This is a genomic window from Streptococcus sp. 3167, assembly GCF_013277175.1.
GTDB classification, from domain to species: Bacteria; Bacillota; Bacilli; order Lactobacillales; family Streptococcaceae; genus Streptococcus; species Streptococcus pseudopneumoniae.
Genome location: NZ_VMML01000016.1, coordinates 32568 through 55553 on the forward strand (window position 1 = coordinate 32568; position 22986 = coordinate 55553).

Here is a 22986-nt window from a genome sequence, read left to right on the forward strand (position 1 = left end):
AAATAGTGAGAGAGACAGCTAGAAATGTAAGCGATTTTTATTTCAAAAGTGTTACAGGGAACAAGAAAATTTCAGGTTTTCGTGATATAATAGAAGTCTGTATATAAGGAGGTAAATCATGGAGTTAGTGCATGGAATTTCAACACATTTTATCCAATCAAAAAAGTTTAAAACAAACAAAATTACCGTGCGTTTTACCGCTCCATTATCCCTTGATACGATTGCAGGTCACATGTTGAGTGCAAGTATGCTAGAGACTGCTAATCAGATGTACCCCACTTCTCAAGATTTGAGGAGACACTTGGCCAGTCTATACGGTACAGATATGTCAACCAATTGTTTCAGAAGAGGGCAAAGCCACATTATAGAATTGACATTTACCTATGTTCGTGATGAGTTTTTAAGTAGGAAAAACGTGCTAACTTCTCAGATTTTGGAACTTGTAAAAGAAACTCTTTTTTCACCCGTAGTAGTTGATAATGGGTTTGATCCGGCCTTATTTGAAATTGAGAAAAAACAATTGCTAGCAAGTTTAGCAGCTGATATGGATGATTCTTTTTATTTTGCACATAAAGAATTGGATAAATTGTTTTTTCATGATGAACGTCTTCAATTGGAATATAGTGATTTACGAAATCGTATTTTAGCTGAAACTCCACAAAGTTCTTATTCTTGTTTCCAAGAATTTTTGGCCAATGATCGAATAGATTTCTTTTTCCTAGGTGATTTTAATGAGGTTGAAATTCAAAATGTATTAGAATCATTTGGCTTTAAAGCTCGAAAAGGAGATATGAAGGTTCAGTATTGTCAACCTTATTCCAATATCCTTCAGGAAGGTATGGTTCGGAAAAATGTGGGACAGTCTATTTTAGAGTTGGGATATTATTGCTCTGCTGAATATGGCGATGAGCAACATTTACCCATGATTGTAATGAATGGTTTACTTGGTGGATTTGCTCATTCTAAGCTCTTTACAAATGTCCGTGAAAATGCTGGATTAGCTTATACCATTTCAAGTCAGCTTGATTTATTTAGTGGATTCTTGAGAATGTATGCTGGTATCAATCGAGAAAATAGGAATCAGGCTCGAAAAATGATGAATAATCAATTACTTGATTTAAAAAAAGGTTATTTTACAGAGCTTGAGCTAGAGCAGACCAAGGAAATGATTCGTCGGTCTTTGTTGCTTTCTCAAGATAATCAAGGTTCATTGATTGAACGTGCTTATCAAAATGCCTTACTTGGAAAATCTTCAGCAGACTTTAAAGGTTGGATTGCAAAACTCGAGCAAGTTGACAAAGATGCTATTTGTAGAGCAGCTAATAATGTGAAACTACAGGCGATTTACTTTATGGAAGGAATAGAATGACAAAGGTTGTTTTTGAAGAAAAATACTATCCAGCTGTAAAAGAAATGATTTATCGAACTCGTTTGTCAAATGGATTAACAGTTGTTCTTTTGCCTAAAAAGGAATTTAAAGAGGTTTACGGGAGTGTCACTGTACAGTTTGGTTCGGTAGATACGCTTGTCACAGAAGTTGACGGAGATGTAAAAGAATATCCTGCGGGAATTGCTCATTTTCTTGAACATAAATTATTTGAGAGAGAAGATTCTAGCGATTTGATGTCTGCTTTTACGAGTCTAGGTGCAGATAGTAATGCCTTTACAAGCTTTACAAAAACAAGCTATCTTTTTTCAGCAACGGATCATTTTTTAGAAAATTTAGATTTACTTGATGAATTGGTAACATCAGCACATTTTACTGAAGATTCCATTTTAAGAGAGCAGGATATTATTCAGCAAGAACGAGAAATGTATCAAGATGATCCAGATTCGTGTTTATTCTTTTCAACCTTAGCGAATTTGTATCCAGGTACACCTTTAGCGACGGATATAGTTGGAAGTGAGGAGTCCATTTCCCAAATAAATCTAACTAATTTGCAAGAAAATTTTGCAAGATTTTACAAACCTGTAAACATGTCTCTGTTTTTAGTTGGTGATTTTGATGTAGAGAAAGTACAGGACTATTTTGAAAGAAAAAAACTGAAAGATTTAGATGTTCAGGAACTAGCAAGAGAAAAGTTTCTTTTACAGGCTGTAAAGCAAACAGACAGTATGAGAATGGAAGTATCTTCTCCCAAACTAGCGATTGGAGTTAGAGGTAAGCGAGAAGTTGCTGAGGCGGATTGCTATCGACATCATATTTTATTAAAATTATTGTTTGCAATGATGTTTGGTTGGACTTCGGATCGTTTTCAAAAATGTTATGAATCAGGTAAAATAGATGCTTCCTTATCTCTTGAAATTGAAGTAACAAGTCGTTTTCATTTTGTTATGTTGACAATGGATACGAAAGAGCCAGTTGCTTTATCCCATCAATTTAGGAAGGCCATTCGTAATTTTACAAAGGATTTAGATATTACAGAGGATCATTTAGATATTATCAAAAGAGAGATGTTTGGAGAATTTTTCAGTAGCATGAACTCTCTTGAATTGCTTGCAACGCAATATGATGCTTTTGAACATGGTGAGACAATTTTTGATTTGCCGAAAATTTTACAGGAAATTACTTTAGAGGATGTCCTTGAAGCAGGGCATCACTTAATAGATGAAGGGGATATAGTTGATTTCACAATATTCCCATCGTAGTAACCTATCATAATAGACACTAGAAAGAAGGGATGACAAGTATGAGAAAAAAAACAATTGGTGAGGTTTTACGATTAGCTAGAATCAATCAGGGATTGAGTTTAGATGAATTGCAGAAAAAGACAGAAATCCAGTTAGATATGTTGGAAGCAATGGAAGCAGACGATTTCGATCAACTTCCAAGTCCTTTTTACACGCGTTCTTTCTTGAGAAAATATGCATGGGCTGTTGAGTTAGATGACCAAATTGTCTTGGATGCTTATGATTCTGGGAGTATGATTACTTATGAGGAAGTAGATGTTGATGAAGACGAGTTGACAGGGCGCAGACGTTCAAGTAAGAAAAATAAGAAAAAACCATCCTTTTTACCTTTATTTTATTTTATCCTTTTTGCCTTATCTATTTTAATTTTTGTGACCTATTATGTTTGGAACTATATTCAAACTCAACCAGAGGGGCCTTCTCTTTCTAATTACAGTGTGGTTCAATCAACAAGTTCAATAAGTTCAACTAGCTCTGTTCCCCACTCCTCAAGTAGTAGTTCATCTAGCAGTTCTTCTAGTATAGAATCAGCTATAAGTGTATCAGGTGAAGGAAATCATGTAGAAATCGCTTATAAGACAAGTAAGGAAACAGTTAAATTGCAATTGGCAGTTTCAGATGTTACAAGTTGGGTCAGCGTTTCAGAAAGCGAACTTGAGGGCGGTGTAACCTTATCGCCAGAGAAGAAAAGTGCAGAAGCAACAGTTGCAACTAAAAGTCCTGTAACAATTACCTTAGGTGTTGTAAAAGGTGTTGCTTTGACAGTAGATAATCAGACTGTTGATTTATCGAAATTAACAGCTCAGACTGGACAAATCACTGTAACCTTTACTAAAAATTAAGGAAAAACGAATGAAAAAAGAACAAATTCCCAATCTTTTAACAATAGGTCGAATTCTCTTTATACCTATTTTTATCTTTATTTTAACGATAGGAAATTCGATAGAGAGTCATATAGTGGCAGCTATTATCTTTGCTATTGCTAGTATTACAGATTATTTAGATGGATATTTAGCTCGTAAATGGAATGTGGTCAGTAATTTTGGTAAATTTGCAGATCCTATGGCGGATAAGTTACTAGTTATGTCGGCTTTTATTATGCTGATTGAGTTAGGTATGGCTCCAGCTTGGATTGTTGCAGTGATCATCTGTCGTGAGTTGGCTGTGACAGGTTTAAGGCTTTTATTGGTTGAAACTGGTGGAACAGTTTTAGCAGCAGCAATGCCTGGAAAAATTAAAACTTTTAGTCAGATGTTTGCCATTATTTTCTTGCTATTACATTGGACTTTGCTTGGTCAAGTTCTACTTTATGTGGCCTTGTTTTTCACTATCTACTCTGGCTATGATTATTTCAAGGGTAGTGCCTATGTATTTAAAGGGACATTTGGTTCGAAATGAAATCAATAATTGATGTAAAAAATCTTTCTTTTCGTTATAAGGAAAGTCAAGAATACTATGATGTGAAGGATATTACGTTTCACGTGAAACGTGGAGAATGGCTTTCGATTGTAGGGCATAATGGTAGTGGTAAATCAACGACGGTTCGATTAATTGATGGCTTACTGGAAGCAGAATCTGGAGAGATTGTAATAGATGGTCAACGGTTGACTGAGGAAAATGTTTGGAAAATACGTCGTCAAATCGGTATGGTTTTTCAAAATCCAGACAATCAATTTGTTGGAGCGACTGTTGAAGATGATGTAGCCTTTGGTTTGGAAAATCAGGGTCTTTCTCGTCAAGAAATGAAAAAGAGAGTGGAGGAAGCTCTAGATTTGGTTGGCATGTTGGACTTTAAAAAGAGAGAGCCGGCGCGTCTATCAGGTGGCCAAAAACAACGTGTGGCCATTGCAGGTGTTGTAGCCCTAAGACCAGCTATTTTAATCTTAGATGAAGCAACGAGTATGTTGGACCCTGAGGGGCGTAGAGAACTGATTGAGACAGTACAGGGAATTCGGAAAGACTATGATATGACGGTCATTTCTATTACCCATGATTTGGAAGAAGTTGCCATGAGTGACCGCGTATTGGTCATGAAAAAAGGGGAAATTGAATCAACTAGTAGCCCAAGAGAACTTTTCTCTCGAAATGATTTAGATCAAATTGGATTAGACGATCCTTTTGCCAATCAAGTAAAATATTCTTTGAGCCAGAATGGCTATGATTTACCTGAAAATTATTTGACAGAAAGTGAGCTAGAGGATAAATTATGGGAATTGCTCTAGAAAATGTGAGTTTTACATATCAAGAAGGGACTCCCTTAGCTTCAACAGCTTTGTCGGATGTTTCTTTGACGATTGAAGATGGTTCTTATACGGCTTTAATTGGGCACACAGGTAGTGGTAAATCAACTATTTTACAACTCTTAAATGGTTTATTGGTGCCAAGTCAAGGGAGTGTGAGGGTTTTTGATACCTTAATCACCTCGACTTCTAAAAATAAAGATATTCGTCAAATTAGAAAACAGGTTGGCTTGGTATTTCAGTTTGCTGAAAATCAGATTTTTGAAGAAACGGTTTTGAAAGACGTTGCTTTTGGACCGCAAAATTTTGGAGTTTCTGAGGAAGATGCGGAGCAGATTGCGCGTGAGAAACTGGCTTTGGTTGGAATTGATGAATCACTTTTTAATCGTAGTCCGTTTGAGTTGTCTGGTGGACAAATGAGACGTGTCGCCATTGCAGGCATACTTGCCATGGAACCAGCTATATTAGTCTTAGATGAGCCAACAGCTGGTCTAGATCCTCTAGGGAGAAAAGAGTTGATGACCCTGTTCAGAAAACTCCACCAGTCAGGGATGACCATCGTCTTGGTAACACATTTGATGGATGATGTTGCTGAACATGCGAATCAAGTCTATGTGATGGAAAAGGGACGTCTAGTTAAGGGTGGTAAGCCAAGTGATGTCTTTCAAGATGTTGTCTTTATGGAAGAAGTGCAGTTGGGAGTACCTAAAATTACGGCCTTTTGTAAACGATTGGCTGATAGAGGCGTGTCATTTAAACGATTACCGATTAAGATAGAGGAGTTCAAGGAGTCGCTAAATGGATAGTATGATTTTAGGGCGTTATATCCCAGGGGATTCGATTGTTCACCGATTGGATCCACGTAGCAAATTGCTTGCTATGATGCTACTGATTTTGATTGTGTTTTGGGCTAATAACCCCTTGACGAATCTGATTCTTTTTATAGCGACAGGGATATTTATTGCCTTGTCAGGAGTATCTCTTTCATTTTTTATTCAGGGCTTGAAGTCTATGTTTTTCTTGATTGCCTTCACAACTATTTTTCAACTATTTTTCATTTCTAATGGGAATGTTTTATTTGAGTTTTCGTTTGTGAGAATCACGGATTATTCTTTGCAACAAGCTGGAATTATTTTTTGTCGTTTTGTATTGATTATTTTCTTTTCAACTTTGTTAACCTTAACGACCATGCCCTTAAGTTTAGCATCAGCTGTCGAAGCTTTGTTAGCGCCTTTAAAGCGTGTGAAAGTTCCAGTTCATGAAATTGGATTGATGCTGTCCATGAGTCTACGTTTTGTCCCAACATTAATGGATGATACGACGCGGATTATGAATGCGCAGAAAGCGCGTGGAGTGGATTTTGGTGAAGGAAGCATTGTTCAAAAAGTAAAGGCGATGATTCCCATTTTGATTCCTCTTTTTGCAACAAGTTTAAAACGTGCGGATTCCTTGGCTATCGCTATGGAAGCGCGTGGTTATCAGGGTGGAAAAGGCAGAAGTCAATACCGACAATTGAAATGGACTCTAAAGGATACGCTGACCATTCTTGTTATTATCGTACTTGGTTGTTGCTTATTTTTCTTAAAATCTTAGTAGCTTTCAGGAATTGATAAAAAAGTTACTGTAACAGTTCTTGATATAAAGGTAGGGATATGAACCGTTTTAAAAAATCAAAATATGTCATTATTGTTTTTGTCACTGTTCTGCTTGTCTCAGCTCTCTTAGCGACGACTTATTCAAGTACAATTGTGACAAAATTAGGAGATGGAATCTCATTGGTTGATAGGGTTGTGCAAAAACCTTTTCGGTGGTTTGATTCTGTCAAATCAGATTTGGCTCATTTGACACGAGCATATAATGAAAATGAAAGTTTGAAGAAACAGCTTTACCAGTTAGAAGTCAAATCAAATGAGGCGGAAAGTTTAAAGACGGAAAATGAACAACTGCGTCAATTGCTTGATATGAAGTCTAAATTGCAAGCCACAAAGACTTTGGCAGCAGATGTTATTATGCGTTCTCCGGTATCTTGGAAGCAGGAGTTGACCTTGGATGCAGGTAGATCAAAAGGTGCTTCTGAGAATATGTTAGTAATTGCAAACGGTGGTTTGATTGGGAGTGTTTCAAAAGTGGAGGACAACTCTACTATGGTCAACCTTCTGACAAATACGGAAAATGCTGATAAGATTTCTGTTAAAATTCAACACGGCACTACCACAATTTATGGTATTATTGTTGGCTACGACAAGGAAAATGAAGTTCTTAAAATTAGCCAATTAAATAGTAATAGCGATATTAGTTCAGGCGATAAGGTGACAACGGGTGGATTAGGAAACTTTAATGTTGCGGATATTCCTGTTGGTGAAGTGGTTGCCACAACGCATAGTACAGACTATTTGACACGAGAAGTAACTGTTAAATTGAGTGCAGATACTCATAATGTGGATGTGATAGAATTAGTGGGGAATTCATAATGAGACAGTTGAAGCAGGTTGGAGTATTTTTATTGCTTCCTTTCTTTGTTCTAATTGACGCCCATATTAGCCAGCTTCTGGGCTCATTTTTCCCCCATGTACATTTGGCTAGTCATTTTCTGTTTCTATTTCTCTTATTTGAGACGATAGAAGTATCAGAGTATCTCTATCTAGTCTATTGTTTTGTTATAGGCTTGGTTTATGATGTTTACTTTTTCCATCTAATAGGGATTGCAACTCTCTTATTTATCTTATTGGGAGCCTTCCTTCATAAATTGAATAGTGTTATTTTGTTGAATCGTTGGACAAGAATGCTAGCTATGATTGTGCTGACATTCCTGTTTGAAATGGGTAGTTATCTTTTGGCTTTTATGGTAGGGTTGACAGTAGATAGCATGTCGATTTTTATAGTCTATAGCTTGGTACCGACGATGATTTTAAATTTTTTATGGATTACTGTTTTTCAATTTATTTTTGAAAAATATTATCTATAAGAACGACATATAAATGTAACAAAGGCGTAATGTTTATTGGAATTTTTTTTGGTATACTAGTATTGTCTTAAACAGAAGGAGTATTTATTAGCCATGAAGAAAAAAATCTTAGCCTCGCTTTTATTAAGTACAGTAATGGTTTCCCAGGCAGCAGTATTGACGACTGCCCATGCAGAAACGACTGATGACAAAATTGCTGCTCAAGATAATAAAATTAGTAATTTAACAGCACAACAAGAAGAAGCACAAAAACAAGTTGATCAAATTCAGGAGCAAGTATCTGCGATTCAAGCAGAGCAATCTAACTTGCAATCTGAAAATGATAGATTACAAGCAGAATCTAAGAAACTCGAGGGTGAGATTACAGAACTTTCCAAAAACATTGTTTCTCGTAACCAATCTTTGGAAAAACAAGCTCGTAGTGCTCAAACAAATGGAGCTGCAACTAGCTATATCAATACCATTGTAAACTCAAAATCAATTACAGAAGCTATTTCACGTGTTACTGCAATGAGTGAAATCGTATCTGCGAACAACAAAATGTTAGAACAACAAAAGGCAGATAAAAAAGCTATTTCTGAAAAACAAGTAGCAAATAATGATGCTATCAATACTGTAATTGCTAATCAACAAAAATTAGCTGATGATGCTCAAGCATTGACTACGAAACAGGCAGAACTAAAGGCTGCTGAATTGAGTCTTGCTGCTGAGAAAGCGACAGCTGAAGGGGAAAAAGCAAGTCTATTAGAGCAAAAAGCAGCAGCTGAGGCAGAGGCTCGTGCAGCTGCGGCAGCAGAAGCAGCTTATAAGGCAAAACAAGTAAGTCAACAACAAACAGTTGTTGCTTCTGGAAATACGACTTTTGCAGCACAGGTTCAAGCTGTAGCTTCTTCGGAATCAACAACATATACTCCTGTGGCAGTCAAACAACGCCCAACATACAGTACAAATGCTTCAACTTATCCAATTGGTGAATGTACATGGGGAGTTAAAACATTAGCACCTTGGGCTGGAGACTATTGGGGTAATGGAGCACAGTGGGCCACAAGTGCAGCAGCAGCAGGTTTCCGTACAGGTTCAACACCTCAAGTTGGAGCAATTGCATGTTGGAACGATGGTGGATATGGTCACGTAGCGGTTGTTACAGCTGTTGAATCAACAACACGTATCCAAGTATCAGAATCAAATTATGCTGGGAATCGTACAATTGGAAATCACCGTGGATGGTTCAATCCAACAACGACTTCTGAAGGTTTTGTAACATATATTTATGCAGACTAATTATAGAGGGACTCGAATAGAGCCCTCTTTTCAGATTTTACCAGAGACAATAACTATTAAAAATCCCATCAAAATAGCTTGAAAATATCGAAAAAGTATGGTAGAATAAAAATTGTCGTATGAACGATAATACTCATTCTTGATGAATTGTGAAGCAGTTGCCCTTGGGTCGTTTTGCGAGTTGAAGTCAAGAAGAGGAAAAAACAAAAAGGAGAAATACTCATGGCAGTAATTTCAATGAAACAACTTCTTGAGGCTGGTGTACACTTTGGTCACCAAACTCGTCGCTGGAACCCTAAGATGGCTAAGTACATCTTTACTGAACGTAACGGAATCCACGTTATCGACTTGCAACAAACTGTAAAATATGCTGACCAAGCATACGACTTCATGCGTGATGCAGCAGCTAACGATGCAGTTGTATTGTTCGTTGGTACTAAGAAACAAGCAGCTGATGCAGTTGCTGAAGAAGCAGTACGTTCAGGTCAATACTTCATCAACCACCGTTGGTTGGGTGGAACTCTTACAAACTGGGGAACAATCCAAAAACGTATCGCTCGTTTGAAAGAAATCAAACGTATGGAAGAAGATGGAACTTTCGAAGTTCTTCCTAAGAAAGAAGTTGCACTTCTTAACAAACAACGTGCGCGTCTTGAAAAATTCTTGGGTGGTATCGAAGATATGCCTCGTATCCCAGATGTGATGTACGTAGTTGACCCACATAAAGAGCAAATCGCTGTTAAAGAAGCTAAAAAATTGGGAATCCCAGTTGTAGCGATGGTTGACACAAATACTGATCCAGATGATATTGATGTAATCATCCCAGCTAACGATGACGCTATCCGTGCTGTTAAATTGATCACAGCTAAATTGGCTGACGCTATCATCGAAGGACGTCAAGGTGAGGATGCAGTAGCAGTTGAAGCAGAATTTGCAGCTTCAGAAACTCAAGCAGATTCAATTGAAGAAATCGTTGAAGTTGTAGAAGGCGACAACGCTTAATTTATATAAATAGTAATTACCTAGGAGGGCGGGGCTTAGCCCGGCTCTCCTATTTTTAAAAAATATAGGAGAATCAAAATGGCAGAAATTACAGCTAAACTTGTAAAAGAGTTGCGTGAAAAATCTGGTGCCGGTGTTATGGACGCTAAAAAAGCGCTTGTAGAAACAGACGGTGACATCGAAAAAGCGATTGAATTGCTTCGTGAAAAAGGTATGGCTAAGGCAGCTAAGAAAGCTGACCGTGTTGCTGCAGAAGGTTTGACTGGTGTTTATGTTGACGGTAACATTGCAGCAGTTGTTGAAGTAAATGCTGAAACTGACTTCGTTGCGAAAAACGCTCAATTTGTTGAGTTAGTAAACGCAACAGCTAAAGCAATCGTTGAAGGAAAACCAGCTAACAACGAAGAAGCTCTTGCTTTGACAATGCCTTCAGGTGAAACTCTTGAAGCTGCATACGTATCTGCAACAGCAACTATCGGAGAAAAAATCTCATTCCGTCGCTTTGCATTGATTGAAAAAACAGACGCACAACACTTTGGAGCTTACCAACATAACGGTGGACGTATCGGTGTTATCTCTGTAATCGAAGGTGGAGACGAAGCACTTGCTAAACAAATTTCAATGCACATCGCAGCGATGAAACCAACAGTTCTTTCATACAAAGAATTGGATGAGCAATTTGTTAAAGATGAGTTGGCACAATTGAACCACGTTATCGACCAAGATAACGAAAGTCGTGCAATGGTTAACAAACCAGCTCTTCCACACTTGAAGTATGGATCAAAAGCACAATTGACTGATGAAGTGATTGCTCAAGCTGAAGCTGACATCAAAGCTGAGTTGGCTGCAGAAGGCAAACCAGAAAAAATCTGGGACAAAATTATCCCAGGTAAAATGGATCGCTTCATGCTTGACAACACTAAAGTTGACCAAGCTTATACACTTCTTGCACAAGTTTACATCATGGATGACAGCAAGACAGTTGAAGCATACCTTGAATCAGTTAACGCTTCAGTAGTTGAGTTCGCTCGCTTTGAAGTTGGTGAAGGTATTGAGAAAGCTGCAAACGACTTTGAAGCTGAAGTTGCAGCTACAATGGCAGCAGCCTTGAATAACTAATTATAGAAAGGAAGTAAATTTGCTTCCTTTTTTCTATGCAGTCGATCCTTATAGGGAGAGCTTCCTATTTTCAAGGTAAAAATAAAAAGCCCTATAATAAGGGCCAATTGTATTTAGGAGACTAAACTTCAAATTCATAGAGTGCTGTAGAGAGATAACGTTCACCGTTATCTGGTGCTAGAGCAAGGATTTTTTTACCTGTACCTAATTTTTTGGCAATCTCGATGGCTCCGTAGATAGCTGCAGCTGAGGAAATCCCTACAAGGAAGCCTTCTTTTCCACCAATTTCACGTCCGAGTGCAAGAGCATCATCTGATGTTACACGAACGATACCATCATAGGCTTTAGTATCAAGTGTATCAGGAATAAATCCAGCTGAGATACCTTGAATTTTGTGAGGACCAGGTTTTTCACCAGATAGAATAGCAGATTCATCAGCTTCCACTGCATAAACTTGAATGTTTGAATTTGCTGATTTGAGTGCATGAGAAACACCAGAAATCGTTCCACCGGTACCCACTCCAGCAACAAAGGCATCTAGTCCATCTTTACCGAAAGCAGCTAGTATTTCAGCTCCTGTTGTTCTTTCGTGTACTTCTGGATTAGCTGGATTGTCAAATTGAAGAGGAAGGAAGCCATCACGTTCAGCAGCGATTTCTTGAGCCTTAGCAATAGCACCCTTCATTCCTTCGCTACCAGGCGTAAGGACGAGTTCAGCACCATAGGCTTGGATAATCTTACGGCGTTCTACACTCATAGTTTCAGGCATAACGATGACAACTTTATACCCTTTAGCAGCCCCTACCCATGAAAGTCCAATACCAGTGTTTCCACTTGTTGCTTCAACAATAGTAGAACCAGGTTTCAGAATACCATCTTGTTCAGCTTTTTCAATCATGCTAAGGGCAATACGGTCTTTTACAGATGAACCAGGATTAAATGCTTCAAGTTTTACATAGACATCTGCAGCACCTTCTGGCACAATGTTGTTGAGTCTAACAATCGGTGTTTGACCGACTAGTTCAGTAATGTTGTTATAAATAGACATATGAATACCTCTTTGTATAAGATATTTCTAGTATAACGCTATCTATACCATTTGTAAAATATAGAAATCCTATCGAAGTGATAGGATTTTTTTATATCACAGGTCTAAGCCATTAATTTTTAAGCGATTGTGTTCAGCTAATTCTAGTAAATAGGTGTAAAGGAAAACGATATCAGGTTTCGTTTGAATTGCTTCATTTTCTAGTATATTTTGGTACGCATCTTTTTATTTTGCTAATTAAAGTAGCGGTGGAAATATCAGTGAAACACTGTATTATCTATTGTTTACACTAGGTTTACAGGAACCTCAACTTCGCGTAAACCTTGATCAGTTAAAGTGACTTTTCCATTAAAAAATTCTACCAGTGCATCTTTAATAGTTTCTTTTTCTTCTTTATCAACATAAATCATCGTATCGACTTGATCTGTAAAGTTTGTATCCAGCTCCATGAGATTATGTTCTTTAAGAAAGTTACTGTACTCTTGGTACTGAGCATAAGACATTTGAATAGCAATGCCCGCCTGTTCCTTTATTTCAATGATGCCAATTTCTTTGACAGCTAAGGCGACACTGCCGGCGTAAGCACGAATTAGTCCTCCAGCGCCTAGTTTAATACCACCAAAGTAGCGTGTCACAACCACACAGACATTGGTGAGATTGTGATTTTCTAGTACCCCAAGCATGGGAACACCAGCAGTACCACTAGGCTCACCATCATCACTTGTACGTTTAATTTCACTACGTTCTCCAATAATAAAGGCAGAGCAGTTATGTGTCGCTTTGTAGTGTTCTTTTTTGATGGCAGTAATGAAGTCACGAGCCTCTTCTTCGCTATAAACACGCTTGGCATGGCAGATAAAGCGAGATTTTTTGATTTCTTCTTGGACTTGACCGTCCTCTTTAATTGTTCTAAATTCCATGATTTAATTGTACTAAAAAATCATCTAAAGTGCTAGTTTTTACGAATAAAGAAGTATGAAAGTAAATCCAAATTATCTCGGTCGTTTATTTACTGAGAATGAATTAACAGAAGAAGAACGTCAGTTGGCGGAGAAACTTCCAGCAATGAGAAAGGAGAAGGGGAAACTTTTCTGTCAACGTTGTAATAGTACTGTTCTAGAAGAATGGTATTTGCCCATCGGTGCTTACTATTGTCGAGAGTGCTTGCTGATGAAGCGAGTCAGAAGTGATCAAACTTTATACTATTTTCCGCAGGAGGATTTTCCGAAGCAAGATGTTCTCAAATGGCGCGGCCAATTAACTCCTTTTCAAGAGAAGGTGTCAGAGGGACTACTTCAAGCAGTAGACAAGCAAAAGCCAACCTTAGTTCATGCGGTAACAGGAGCTGGAAAGACAGAAATGATTTATCAAGTAGTGGTTAAAGTGATTGATGAAGGTGGTGCAGTGTGTTTGGCTAGTCCTCGCATAGATGTTTGTTTGGAGCTGTATAAGCGCCTGCAAGATGATTTTGCTTGCGAGATATCTTTACTACACGGAGAATCAGAGCCGTATTTTCGAACACCACTAGTTGTTGCGACGACCCATCAGTTATTGAAGTTTTATCAAGCTTTTGATTTGCTGATAGTGGATGAAGTAGATGCCTTTCCTTATGTTGACAATCCCACGCTTTACCATGCTGTCAAGAATAGTGTAAAGGAGAATGGATTGAGAATCTTTTTAACAGCGACTTCGACAGATGAGTTAGATAGGAAAGTCCGTTTAGGAGAACTAAAAAGATTGAGCTTACCGAGACGGTTTCATGGAAATCCGTTGATTATTCCAAAACCAATTTGGTTATCGGATTTTAATCGCTACTTAGATAAGAAGTGTTTGTCGCCAAAGTTAAAGTCCTATATTGATAAGCAGAGAAAGACAGGTTATCCGTTACTTATTTTTGCTTCAGAAATTAAGAAAGGGGAGCAGTTAAAAGAAATCTTACAGGAGCAATTTCCAAATGAGAAAATTGGCTTTGTATCTTCTGTAACAGAGGATCGATTAGAGCAAGTACAAGCTTTTCGAGATGGGGAGCTGACAATACTTATCAGTACGACAATCTTGGAGCGTGGAGTTACATTCCCTTGTGTGGATGTTTTCGTAGTAGAGGCTAATCATCGTTTGTTTACCAAGTCTAGTTTGATTCAAATTGGTGGACGAGTTGGACGAAGTATGGATAGACCGACAGGAGATTTGCTTTTCTTCCATGATGGGTTAAATGCTTCAATTAAGAAGGCGATTAAGGAAATTCAGATGATGAATAAGGAGGCTGGTCTATGAAGTGCTTGTTATGTGAGCAGACTATGAAGACTGTTTTAACTTTTAGTAGTCTCTTACTTCTGAAGAATGATGCCTCCTGTCTTTGTTTAGATTGTGATTCTACTTTTGAGAGGATTGGAGAAGAGCACTGTCCAAACTGTATGAAAATAGGATTGTCAACAAAGTGTCAAGGTTGTCAATTTTGGTGTAAAGAAGGAGTTGAAGTCAGTCATAGAGCGATTTTTACTTACAATCAAGCTATGAAGGATTTTTTCAGTCGGTATAAGTTTGATGGAGACTTCCTTTTAAGAAAAGTGTTTGCTTCAGTTTTAAGTGAGGAGTTAAAAAAGTACAAAGAGTATCAATTTGTAGTCATTCCCCTAAGTCCTGATAGATATGTTAACAGAGGATTTAATCAGGTTGAGGGCTTGGTAGAGGCAGCAGGTTTTTCGTATCTGGATTTACTAGGGAAAAGAGAAGAGAGAGCCAGTTCTTCTAAAAATCGTTCAGAACGCTTGGGGACAGAACTTCCTTTCTTTATAAAAAGTGGAGTCACTATTCCTAAAAAAATCCTACTTATAGATGATATCTATACTACAGGAGCAACTATAAATCGTGTCAAGAAACTGTTGGAAGAAGCTGGTGCTAAGGATGTAAAAACATTTTCCCTTGTAAGATGAGGAAAAAATTTGCAAAAATAGAATGAAAGCGTTATAATAAAATCATAAAAACAAAAATGTTTAGAAAGAAGGTACTCATATGATTAAATATAGTATACGTGGTGAAAACCTAGAAGTAACAGAAGCAATTCGTGATTATGTAGTTTCTAAACTCGAAAAGATCGAAAAGTATTTTCAAGCTGAACAAGAGTTGGATGCTCGAGTTAACTTGAAGGTGTATCGTGAAAAAACTGCTAAAGTGGAAGTAACGATTCCGCTTGGCTCTATTACTCTTCGTGCAGAAGATGTATCTCAAGATATGTATGGTTCAATTGACCTTGTAACTGATAAAATTGAACGTCAGATTCGTAAAAATAAAACAAAAATCGAGCGTAAAAATAAAAATAAGGTAGCAACTGGTCAATTATTTACAGATGCTTTGGTGGAAGATTCAAATGTTGTCCAGTCTAAAGTTGTTCGTTCAAAACAAATTGATTTAAAACCAATGGATTTGGAAGAAGCAATTCTACAAATGGATTTATTGGGGCATGATTTCTTTATCTATGTGGATGTTGAAGATCAGACAACCAATGTGATTTATCGTCGTGAGGATGGCGAAATTGGTTTGTTAGAGGTTAAAGAATCTTAATTTCAATATGTGTAAAGGTAGGTTTACTGAATTGTAAACTACCTTTTTCTTATAATTGATAGAATTACTGATTACACTTTTAAAAAGTCGCTTTTTGAGGGGTATTATGGTATAATGGGTGCCAAGAGGTTTTGAATGAAAAAATTTTATGTAAGTCCAATTTTTCCTATTCTAGTAGGATTGATTGCGTTTGGAGTCTTATCCACTTTCATTATTTTTATTAATAATAATCTGTTGACGGTTTTAATTTTGTTTCTTTTTGTAGGAGGCTATGTTTTTTTATTTAAGAAACTGAGAGTGCATTATACAAGGAGTGATGTAGAACAGATACAGTATGTAAACCACCAAGCGGAAGAAAGTTTGACATCTCTATTGGAACAGATGCCTGTAGGTGTTATGAAATTGAATTTATCTTCTGGAGAGGTTGAGTGGTTTAATCCCTATGCTGAATTGATTTTGACCAAGGAAGATGGTGATTTTGATTTGGAAGCTGTTCAAACGATTATCAAGGCTTCAGTAGGAAATCCGTCTACTTATGCCAAGCTGGGTGAGAAGCGTTATGCTGTTCATATGGATGCTTCTTCCGGTGTTTTGTATTTTGTAGATGTATCCAGGGAGCAAGCCATAACAGATGAATTAGTAACGAGTCGACCAGTGATTGGAGTTGTGTCTGTGGATAATTATGATGATTTGGAGGATGCAACTTCTGAGTCAGATATTAGTCAAATCAATAGTTTTGTAGCTAATTTTATATCAGAGTTTTCAGAAAAATACATGATGTTTTCTCGTCGGGTAAGTATGGATCGATTTTATCTATTTACGGACTATACGGTGCTTGAGGGCTTGATGAATGATAAATTTTCTGTTATTGATGCTTTCAGAGAAGAGTCGAAACAGAGACAGTTGCCCTTGACCTTAAGTATGGGATTTTCTTATGGCGATGGAAATCATGATGAGATAGGGAAAGTTGCTTTGCTCAACTTGAACTTGGCTGAAGTACGTGGTGGCGACCAGGTGGTTGTCAAGGAGAATGATGAAACGAAAAATCCAGTCTACTTTGGCGGTGGGTCGGCTGCGTCTATCAAGCGCACTCGTACCCGTACTCGATCAATGATGACAGCCATATCTGATAAGATTCGTAGTGTGGATCAAGTGTTTGTAGTTGGGCATAGAAATTTAGATATGGATGCTTTGGGCTCTGCTGTAGGTATGCAGTTGTTCGCCAGCAATGTGATTGAAAATAGCTATGCTCTTTATGATGAAGAACAAATGTCTCCAGATATTGAACGAGCTGTTTCATTTTTAGAAAAAGAAGGAGTTACGAAGTTGTTGTCTGTTAAGGATGCAATGGGGATGGTGACCAATCGTTCTTTGTTGATTCTTGTAGACCATTCAAAGACAGCCTTAACATTATCAAAAGAATTTTATGATTTATTTACCCAAACCATCGTCATTGACCACCATAGAAGGGATCAGGATTTCCCAGACAATGCAGTTATTACTTATATCGAAAGTGGTGCAAGCAGTGCCAGCGAGTTGGTAACAGAATTGATTCAGTTCCAGAATTCTAAGAAAAATCGTTTGAGTCGTATGCAAGCAAGTGTCTTAATGGCTGGTATGATGTTGGATACTAAAAATTTCACCTCGCGAGTTACCAGTCGGACATTTGATGTTGCTAGCTATCTCAGAACGAGAGGAAGTGATAGTATTGCTATCCAAGAAATTGCTGCGACAGATTTTGAAGAATATCGTGAGGTCAATGAACTGATTTTACAGGGGCGTAAATTAGGTTCAGATGTACTAATAGCAGAGGCTAAGGACTCGAAATGCTATGATACGGTTGTTATTAGTAAGGCAGCAGATGCCATGTTAGCTATGTCAGGTATTGAAGCGAGTTTTGTTCTTGCGAAGAATACACAAGGATTTATCTCTATCTCAGCTCGCAGTCGTAGTAAGCTGAATGTACAACGGATTATGGAAGAGCTGGGAGGTGGAGGCCACTTTAATTTGGCAGCAGCTCAAATTAAGGATTCAACCTTGTCAGAAGCAGGTGAAAAACTGACAGAAATTGTATTAAATGAAATAAAGGAAAAGGAGAAAGAAGAATGAAAGTAATCTTTTTAGCAGATGTCAAAGGAAAAGGTAAAAAAGGCGAAATTAAGGAAGTACCAACAGGGTATGCGCAAAACTTTCTTATCAAAAAGAACCTAGCAAAAGAAGCGACTGCCCAAGCTGTAGGTGAACTTCGTGGTAAACAAAAATCTGAAGAAAAAGCTCACGCTGAGATGATTGCAGAAGCAAAAGCAATTAAAGCCCAACTTGAAGCAGAAGAAACGGTTGTAGAATTTGTTGAAAAAGTTGGTCCAGATGGTCGTACCTTTGGCTCTATTACCAATAAGAAAATTGCAGAAGAATTGCAAAAGCAATTTGGAATTAAGATTGATAAACGTCATATTCAAGTACAAGCTCCGATTCGAGCGGTTGGTTTGATTGATGTGCCAGTGAAAATCTATCAAGATATCACAAGTGTAATCAATCTTCGTGTGAAAGAAGGATAAGTTTACACCTTCTTGACAAGATTGTAAAAGGAAGGGAAGTCTGATGGCAGAAGTAGAAGAGTTACGAGTACAACCTCAAGATATCTTAGCTGAGCAATCTGTTTTGGGGGCTATCTTTATTGATGAGAGTAAACTTGTTTTTGTGCGAGAATACATTGAGTCTCGGGACTTTTTTAAGTATGCCCATCGTTTGATTTTCCAAGCCATGGTCGATTTATCCGATCGTGGTGATGCCATAGATGCAACAACGGTTCGCACCATTCTTGATAATCAAGGGGATTTACAGAATATTGGTGGCCTGTCTTACCTAGTTGAGATTGTCAATTCTGTGCCAACTTCTGCTAATGCGGAGTATTATGCTAAAATCGTTGCAGAAAAGGCTATGTTACGGCGATTAATCGCTAAGTTGACAGAGTCTGTCAACCAAGCTTACGAAGCGTCGCAACCAGCTGATGAAATCATTGCTCAGGCAGAAAAAGGCCTGATTGATGTCAGTGAAAATGCTAATCGAAGCGGGTTTAAGAACATTCGAGATGTGTTGAATGTCAACTTTGGAAATCTGGAAGCTCGCTCGCAACAAACGACCGATATTACAGGTATTGCGACAGGTTATCGTGATTTGGATCATATGACGACTGGTCTACACGAGGAGGAGTTGATTATTCTAGCAGCTCGTCCGGCGGTTGGTAAGACAGCTTTTGCCTTGAATATCGCTCAGAATATTGGGACTAAGTTGGACAAAACGGTTGCTATCTTTTCGCTGGAAATGGGTGCGGAAAGTCTAGTCGATCGTATGTTAGCGGCAGAAGGGTTGGTTGAGTCGCATTCTATCCGTACAGGTCAATTGACCGATGAGGAGTGGCAAAAATATACCATTGCTCAAGGGAACCTAGCAAACGCAAGTATCTATATCGATGATACGCCAGGGATTCGAATTACAGAGATTCGTTCTCGTTCTCGTAAACTGGCTCAAGAAACGGGCAATCTAGGTTTGATTTTGATAGATTACTTACAGCTTATCACGGGAACTGGGCGAGAAAACCGCCAACAAGAAGTTTCAGAAATTTCACGTCAGTTGAAAATCCTAGCCAAGGAACTGAAGGTTCCAGTAATCGCTCTGAGTCAGTTGTCTCGTGGTGTAGAACAACGTCAGGATAAAAGACCAGTCTTGTCTGATATTCGTGAATCTGGGTCTATCGAGCAGGACGCTGATATCGTAGCCTTTCTTTATCGCGACGATTACTATGAGCGTGGTGGTGAAGAAGAGGAAGGCATACCAAATAATAAGGTGGAAGTTATTATCGAGAAAAACCGTAGTGGAGCTCGTGGAACTGTGGAATTGATTTTCCAAAAAGAATACAATAAATTTTCAAGTATCTCAAAGAGGGAGGCATAAGATGTCAGATGCATTTACAGATGTAGCCAAGATGAAAAAAATCAAAGAGGAAATCAAGGCGCATGAGGGTCATGTAATTGAAATGACTTTGGAAAATGGGCGCAAGCGCCAAAAAAATAGATTGGGTAAGTTAATTGAAGTTTATCCATCCCTATTTATTGTGGAATTTGGGAACGTTGAAGGAGATAAACAAGCTAATGTTTACGTTGAATCCTTTACCTACTCAGATATCCTTACAGAAAAGAATTTGATTCATTATCTGGACTAAAGTGAGAAATTTTCTCACTTTTTCTTTTTTCTCCGAATAGTTTAAGTGAAGGCAATCTTCGATTTATATTATTTTTCAAGGAGGAAGAATGAAAATTTTACCGTTTATAGCAAGAGGGACAAGTTATTACTTGAAGATGTCAGTTAAAAAGCTTGTTTCTTTTTTAGTAGTAGGATTGATGCTAGCAGCGGGTGATAGTGTCTATGCCTACTCTGGAGGGAATGGATCGATTGCGCGTGGAGATGATTATCCTGCTTATTATAAAAATGGGAGCCAGGAGATTGATCAGTGGCGCATGTATTCTCGTCAGTGTACTTCTTTCGCAGCCTTTCGTTTGAGTAATGTCAATGGTTTTGAGATTCCAAGGGCTTATGGAAATGCGAATGAATGGGGGCATCGTGCTCGTCGTGAAGGCTATCGTGTAGATAATACACCGACGATTGGCTCCATTGCTTGGTCTACTGCAGGAACTTATGGGCATGTTGCCTGGGTGTCAAATGTAATGGGAGATCAGATTGAGATCGAGGAATATAACTATGGTTATACAGAAGCCTATAATAAACGAAGTATAAAAGCAAATACGATGACAGGATTTATTCATTTTAAAGATTTGGCTGGTGGCAGTGTTGGGACTAGTCAATCCTTAGCTTCAACAGGGGGCACACATTATTTTAAGACTAAGTCAGCTATCAAAAATCAACCTCTAGCTAGCGCAACTGTGATTGATTACTATTATCCTGGGGAGAAGGTTCATTATGATCAAATTCTCGAAAAAGATGGCTACAAGTGGTTGAGTTATACGGCTTATAACGGAAGTCGTCGCTATATACAGCTAGAGGGAGTGACTTCTTCACAAAATTATCAGAATCAATCAGGAAATAGCTCTAGCTATAGATCCAATAGTAGTCCAACTGTCGGTTGGAAGAAAATAAATGGTAGTTGGTATCATTTCAAATCAAATGGTTCTAAATCAACAGGCTGGCTGAAAGACGGTTCTAGCTGGTATTATTTGAAATTATCTGGTGAAATGCAGACAGGATGGTTAAAGGAAAATGGCTCGTGGTATTATCTGGATAGTTCAGGGGCAATGAAAACAGGTTGGTATCAAGTTTCTGGTAAGTGGTATTATTCTTACTCTTCAGGTGCCCTAGCTGTTAATACGACGGTGGATGGCTACAGAGTAAACAGTGATGGAGAACGAGTGTAGAAAATTGGAGTAGGAAATTTTTCCTGCTCTTTTCTGGTACGACGGGCATGTCGTGCATCTGAGGTGTAAGTCCTCGGTGGGCACCTGCTACCGGTGAACCCAATAGCGATTCCCAAGCCTGACTATCGTGAGGTAGCGGATTAAAACGGTCTGGGGATAGACCGTTTTAAGTCTGACACTGGAAATAAGAATCGTCAGAGGAAGGGATAGCGAAATCGTGGCTCTACGAACAGGAACGTGATAGTAAGGCGTATATAGCGGATAAGGGGGCCAGAAACTCTAAAGTCCAAAAAGGTAGTCGTAACCCATATGCGTAAATCACGAGAGTAATTGAATTCGGACTAAGGTTTGTGTGAAAAAGATAAATCTTTCTAGAGTCTAAAGACTCTGCGTCAGATTTCCTATTTTCACTCTAACCTTTTAACGTCCTCATATCTTGTATAAACGAGGAAAGATGTAGGACTTATCCCGTGAGGTCTCATGAGCGCTGAAAGCGTAGAACAAGGAATCATGAGAAGTCAGCTGAACCCATAGTAGTGAGGAAACTTCTGTAATGGAAGTGGAGCGAAGGGGTGAATACTCAAACAGTCTGGGGAGAGACTGTTTGAGGTCTGTCGCTAGAAAGAGAAAACGACAGATCGAAGTAATCCTACTTCACTTGTGTCTGTAAAACAAGCGGTCTGATAGAACTGGAGTCTGTCACGTATTGACTAGCTGAAGGCTCACCAATATAAGATGTCCCTCAGGCACCAAAACAAGAAAGGAATAGGCACATGTCAAAATTGCTAGATAAGATATTATCACGCGAAAATATGCTGGAAGCCTACAATCAAGTAAAATCCAATAAAGGCTCAGCTGGGATTGATGGAATGACTATAGAAGAGATGGATAATTATCTCAGACAAAACTGGCGCTTGACTAAGGAACTGATAAAACAGAGAAAATATAAGCCTCAACCAGTTCTTAGAGTTGAGATTCCTAAACCAAACGGAGGCATCCGTCAACTAGGAATTCCAACAGTTATGGATAGAATGATTCAACAGGCCATTGTCCAAGTCATGAGCCCCATTTGTGAACCCCATTTCTCAGATACGAGTTATGGCTTCAGACCAAATAGGTCATGTGAAAAAGCCATCAGGAAGTTCTTAGAGTACTTAAATGACGGCTATGAGTGGATAGTGGATATAGACCTAGAGAAATTTTTCGATAGGGTTCCTCAAGATAGATTGATGTCCTTAGTACATAATATTATCGAAGACGGAGATAGGGAATCCTTGATTCGTCAGTATCTTCATTCAGGTGTTATCATTAATGGTCAACGTCATAAAACGCTAGTTGGCACACCACAGGGAGGAAATGTATCTCCTCTCTTATCCAATGTCATGCTTAATGAATTGGACAAGGAATTAGAAAAGAGGGGACTTCGATTTGTGCGCTACGCAGATGATTGTGTGATGACGGTCGGAAGCGAGGCAGCCGCTAAGCGTGTGATGTATTCAGTTAGTCGTTTTATTGAGAAACGGCTAGGTTTGAAAGTAAATATGACCAAGACTAAGATTACCAGACCAAGAGAGCTGAAATACTTAGGTTTTGGGTTCTGGAAATCATCAGATGGTTGGAAAAGTCGTCCACATCAAGATAGTGTTCGGA

Annotated in this window: 23 protein-coding genes and 1 pseudogene; 21 read left to right on the forward strand and 3 right to left on the reverse strand. The window is 38.4% G+C overall.

What is annotated here, in order from left to right:
• Positions 1–118: 118 nt before the first annotated feature.
• From HT678_RS02565 to tsf, 12 genes are all read left to right on the forward strand, one after another.
• Positions 119–1369: a pitrilysin family protein gene (locus HT678_RS02565; RefSeq protein WP_000424266.1), complete on the forward strand. Its 1251-nt coding sequence runs from the start codon at positions 119–121 to the stop codon at positions 1367–1369.
• The gene (locus HT678_RS02570) at positions 1366–2649 is read left to right on the forward strand and encodes a pitrilysin family protein (RefSeq protein WP_000170199.1); all 1284 of its coding nucleotides are present in this window, start codon (positions 1366–1368) and stop codon (positions 2647–2649) included. Before HT678_RS02565 ends, HT678_RS02570 begins: the two co-directional genes overlap by 4 nt.
• A 41-nt stretch (positions 2650–2690) precedes the next feature.
• Positions 2691–3533, forward strand: coding sequence for a cytoskeleton protein RodZ (gene rodZ, locus HT678_RS02575; protein WP_023936269.1), 843 nt, complete (start codon positions 2691–2693; stop codon positions 3531–3533).
• 10 nt (positions 3534–3543) lie between these two features.
• Positions 3544–4089, forward strand: a complete 546-nt coding sequence (gene pgsA, locus HT678_RS02580; RefSeq protein WP_000712127.1) for a CDP-diacylglycerol--glycerol-3-phosphate 3-phosphatidyltransferase — start codon at positions 3544–3546, stop codon at positions 4087–4089.
• Positions 4086–4913, forward strand: a complete 828-nt coding sequence (locus tag HT678_RS02585; protein ID WP_000835726.1) for an energy-coupling factor ABC transporter ATP-binding protein — start codon at positions 4086–4088, stop codon at positions 4911–4913. Before pgsA ends, HT678_RS02585 begins: the two co-directional genes overlap by 4 nt.
• Positions 4898–5737 (forward strand): energy-coupling factor transporter ATPase, encoded by an 840-nt coding sequence (locus tag HT678_RS02590; protein WP_023936271.1) that lies wholly within the window; start codon positions 4898–4900, stop codon positions 5735–5737. The genes HT678_RS02585 and HT678_RS02590 overlap by 16 nt, the downstream gene beginning before the upstream one ends.
• Positions 5730–6524 (forward strand): energy-coupling factor transporter transmembrane protein EcfT, encoded by a 795-nt coding sequence (locus tag HT678_RS02595; protein WP_050207771.1) that lies wholly within the window; start codon positions 5730–5732, stop codon positions 6522–6524. Before HT678_RS02590 ends, HT678_RS02595 begins: the two co-directional genes overlap by 8 nt.
• A 59-nt stretch (positions 6525–6583) precedes the next feature.
• Complete coding sequence (mreC, locus tag HT678_RS02600; protein ID WP_001078988.1) at positions 6584–7402, forward strand: rod shape-determining protein MreC; 819 nt, start codon at positions 6584–6586, stop codon at positions 7400–7402.
• Positions 7402–7896 carry a rod shape-determining protein MreD gene (mreD, locus tag HT678_RS02605; RefSeq protein WP_023933023.1) on the forward strand — a complete coding sequence of 165 codons (495 nt, stop codon included), beginning with the start codon at positions 7402–7404 and terminating at the stop codon, positions 7894–7896. Before mreC ends, mreD begins: the two co-directional genes overlap by 1 nt.
• Before the next feature lie 93 nt (positions 7897–7989).
• Positions 7990–9177 (forward strand): CHAP domain-containing protein, encoded by a 1188-nt coding sequence (locus HT678_RS02610; RefSeq protein WP_023936275.1) that lies wholly within the window; start codon positions 7990–7992, stop codon positions 9175–9177.
• Positions 9178–9399: 222 nt separating this feature from the next.
• Positions 9400–10179: a 30S ribosomal protein S2 gene (rpsB, locus tag HT678_RS02615; RefSeq protein ID WP_000268466.1), complete on the forward strand. Its 780-nt coding sequence runs from the start codon at positions 9400–9402 to the stop codon at positions 10177–10179.
• 78 nt (positions 10180–10257) lie between these two features.
• The gene (tsf, locus tag HT678_RS02620) at positions 10258–11298 is read left to right on the forward strand and encodes a translation elongation factor Ts (protein WP_023936278.1); all 1041 of its coding nucleotides are present in this window, start codon (positions 10258–10260) and stop codon (positions 11296–11298) included.
• Positions 11299–11419: 121 nt separating this feature from the next.
• Here tsf and cysK read toward each other — a convergent pair whose 3' ends face one another.
• From cysK to HT678_RS02630, 3 genes and pseudogenes are all read right to left on the reverse strand, one after another.
• Positions 11420–12346, reverse strand: a complete 927-nt coding sequence (cysK, locus tag HT678_RS02625; protein WP_023936280.1) for a cysteine synthase A — start codon at positions 12344–12346, stop codon at positions 11420–11422.
• Positions 12347–12442: 96 nt separating this feature from the next.
• Positions 12443–12526 (reverse strand): annotated as a pseudogene (locus tag HT678_RS11430) (PH domain-containing protein); the annotation flags it as partial.
• Positions 12527–12630: 104 nt separating this feature from the next.
• Complete coding sequence (locus HT678_RS02630; protein ID WP_055387779.1) at positions 12631–13266, reverse strand: YigZ family protein; 636 nt, start codon at positions 13264–13266, stop codon at positions 12631–12633.
• 55 nt (positions 13267–13321) lie between these two features.
• On the opposite strand from HT678_RS02630, the gene HT678_RS02635 reads away from it, so the two are divergent.
• The 9 genes from HT678_RS02635 to ltrA all read left to right on the forward strand — a co-directional run.
• Positions 13322–14620 carry a DEAD/DEAH box helicase gene (locus HT678_RS02635; protein ID WP_172924565.1) on the forward strand — a complete coding sequence of 433 codons (1299 nt, stop codon included), beginning with the start codon at positions 13322–13324 and terminating at the stop codon, positions 14618–14620.
• Positions 14617–15279, forward strand: coding sequence for a ComF family protein (locus HT678_RS02640; protein ID WP_023936284.1), 663 nt, complete (start codon positions 14617–14619; stop codon positions 15277–15279). Before HT678_RS02635 ends, HT678_RS02640 begins: the two co-directional genes overlap by 4 nt.
• Before the next feature lie 79 nt (positions 15280–15358).
• Positions 15359–15907: a ribosome-associated translation inhibitor RaiA gene (gene raiA, locus HT678_RS02645; protein WP_000599099.1), complete on the forward strand. Its 549-nt coding sequence runs from the start codon at positions 15359–15361 to the stop codon at positions 15905–15907.
• Between the two features lie 135 nt (positions 15908–16042).
• Positions 16043–18016 carry a DHH family phosphoesterase gene (locus HT678_RS02650; protein ID WP_172924566.1) on the forward strand — a complete coding sequence of 658 codons (1974 nt, stop codon included), beginning with the start codon at positions 16043–16045 and terminating at the stop codon, positions 18014–18016.
• Complete coding sequence (rplI, locus tag HT678_RS02655; RefSeq protein WP_000864214.1) at positions 18013–18465, forward strand: 50S ribosomal protein L9; 453 nt, start codon at positions 18013–18015, stop codon at positions 18463–18465. Before HT678_RS02650 ends, rplI begins: the two co-directional genes overlap by 4 nt.
• A 43-nt stretch (positions 18466–18508) precedes the next feature.
• Positions 18509–19861, forward strand: a complete 1353-nt coding sequence (dnaB, locus tag HT678_RS02660) for a replicative DNA helicase (protein WP_000852490.1) — start codon at positions 18509–18511, stop codon at positions 19859–19861.
• Between the two features lies 1 nt (position 19862).
• Positions 19863–20129 carry a Veg family protein gene (locus HT678_RS02665; RefSeq protein WP_001278160.1) on the forward strand — a complete coding sequence of 89 codons (267 nt, stop codon included), beginning with the start codon at positions 19863–19865 and terminating at the stop codon, positions 20127–20129.
• An 88-nt stretch (positions 20130–20217) separates the two neighbouring features.
• The gene (gene cbpD / locus HT678_RS02670) at positions 20218–21336 is read left to right on the forward strand and encodes a choline binding-anchored murein hydrolase CbpD (RefSeq protein ID WP_000698583.1); all 1119 of its coding nucleotides are present in this window, start codon (positions 20218–20220) and stop codon (positions 21334–21336) included.
• A gap of 773 nt (positions 21337–22109) precedes the next feature.
• Positions 22110–22986, forward strand: an 877-nt coding sequence (gene ltrA, locus HT678_RS02675; RefSeq protein ID WP_172924567.1) for a group II intron reverse transcriptase/maturase, incomplete at its 3' end; no start/stop codon positions are given.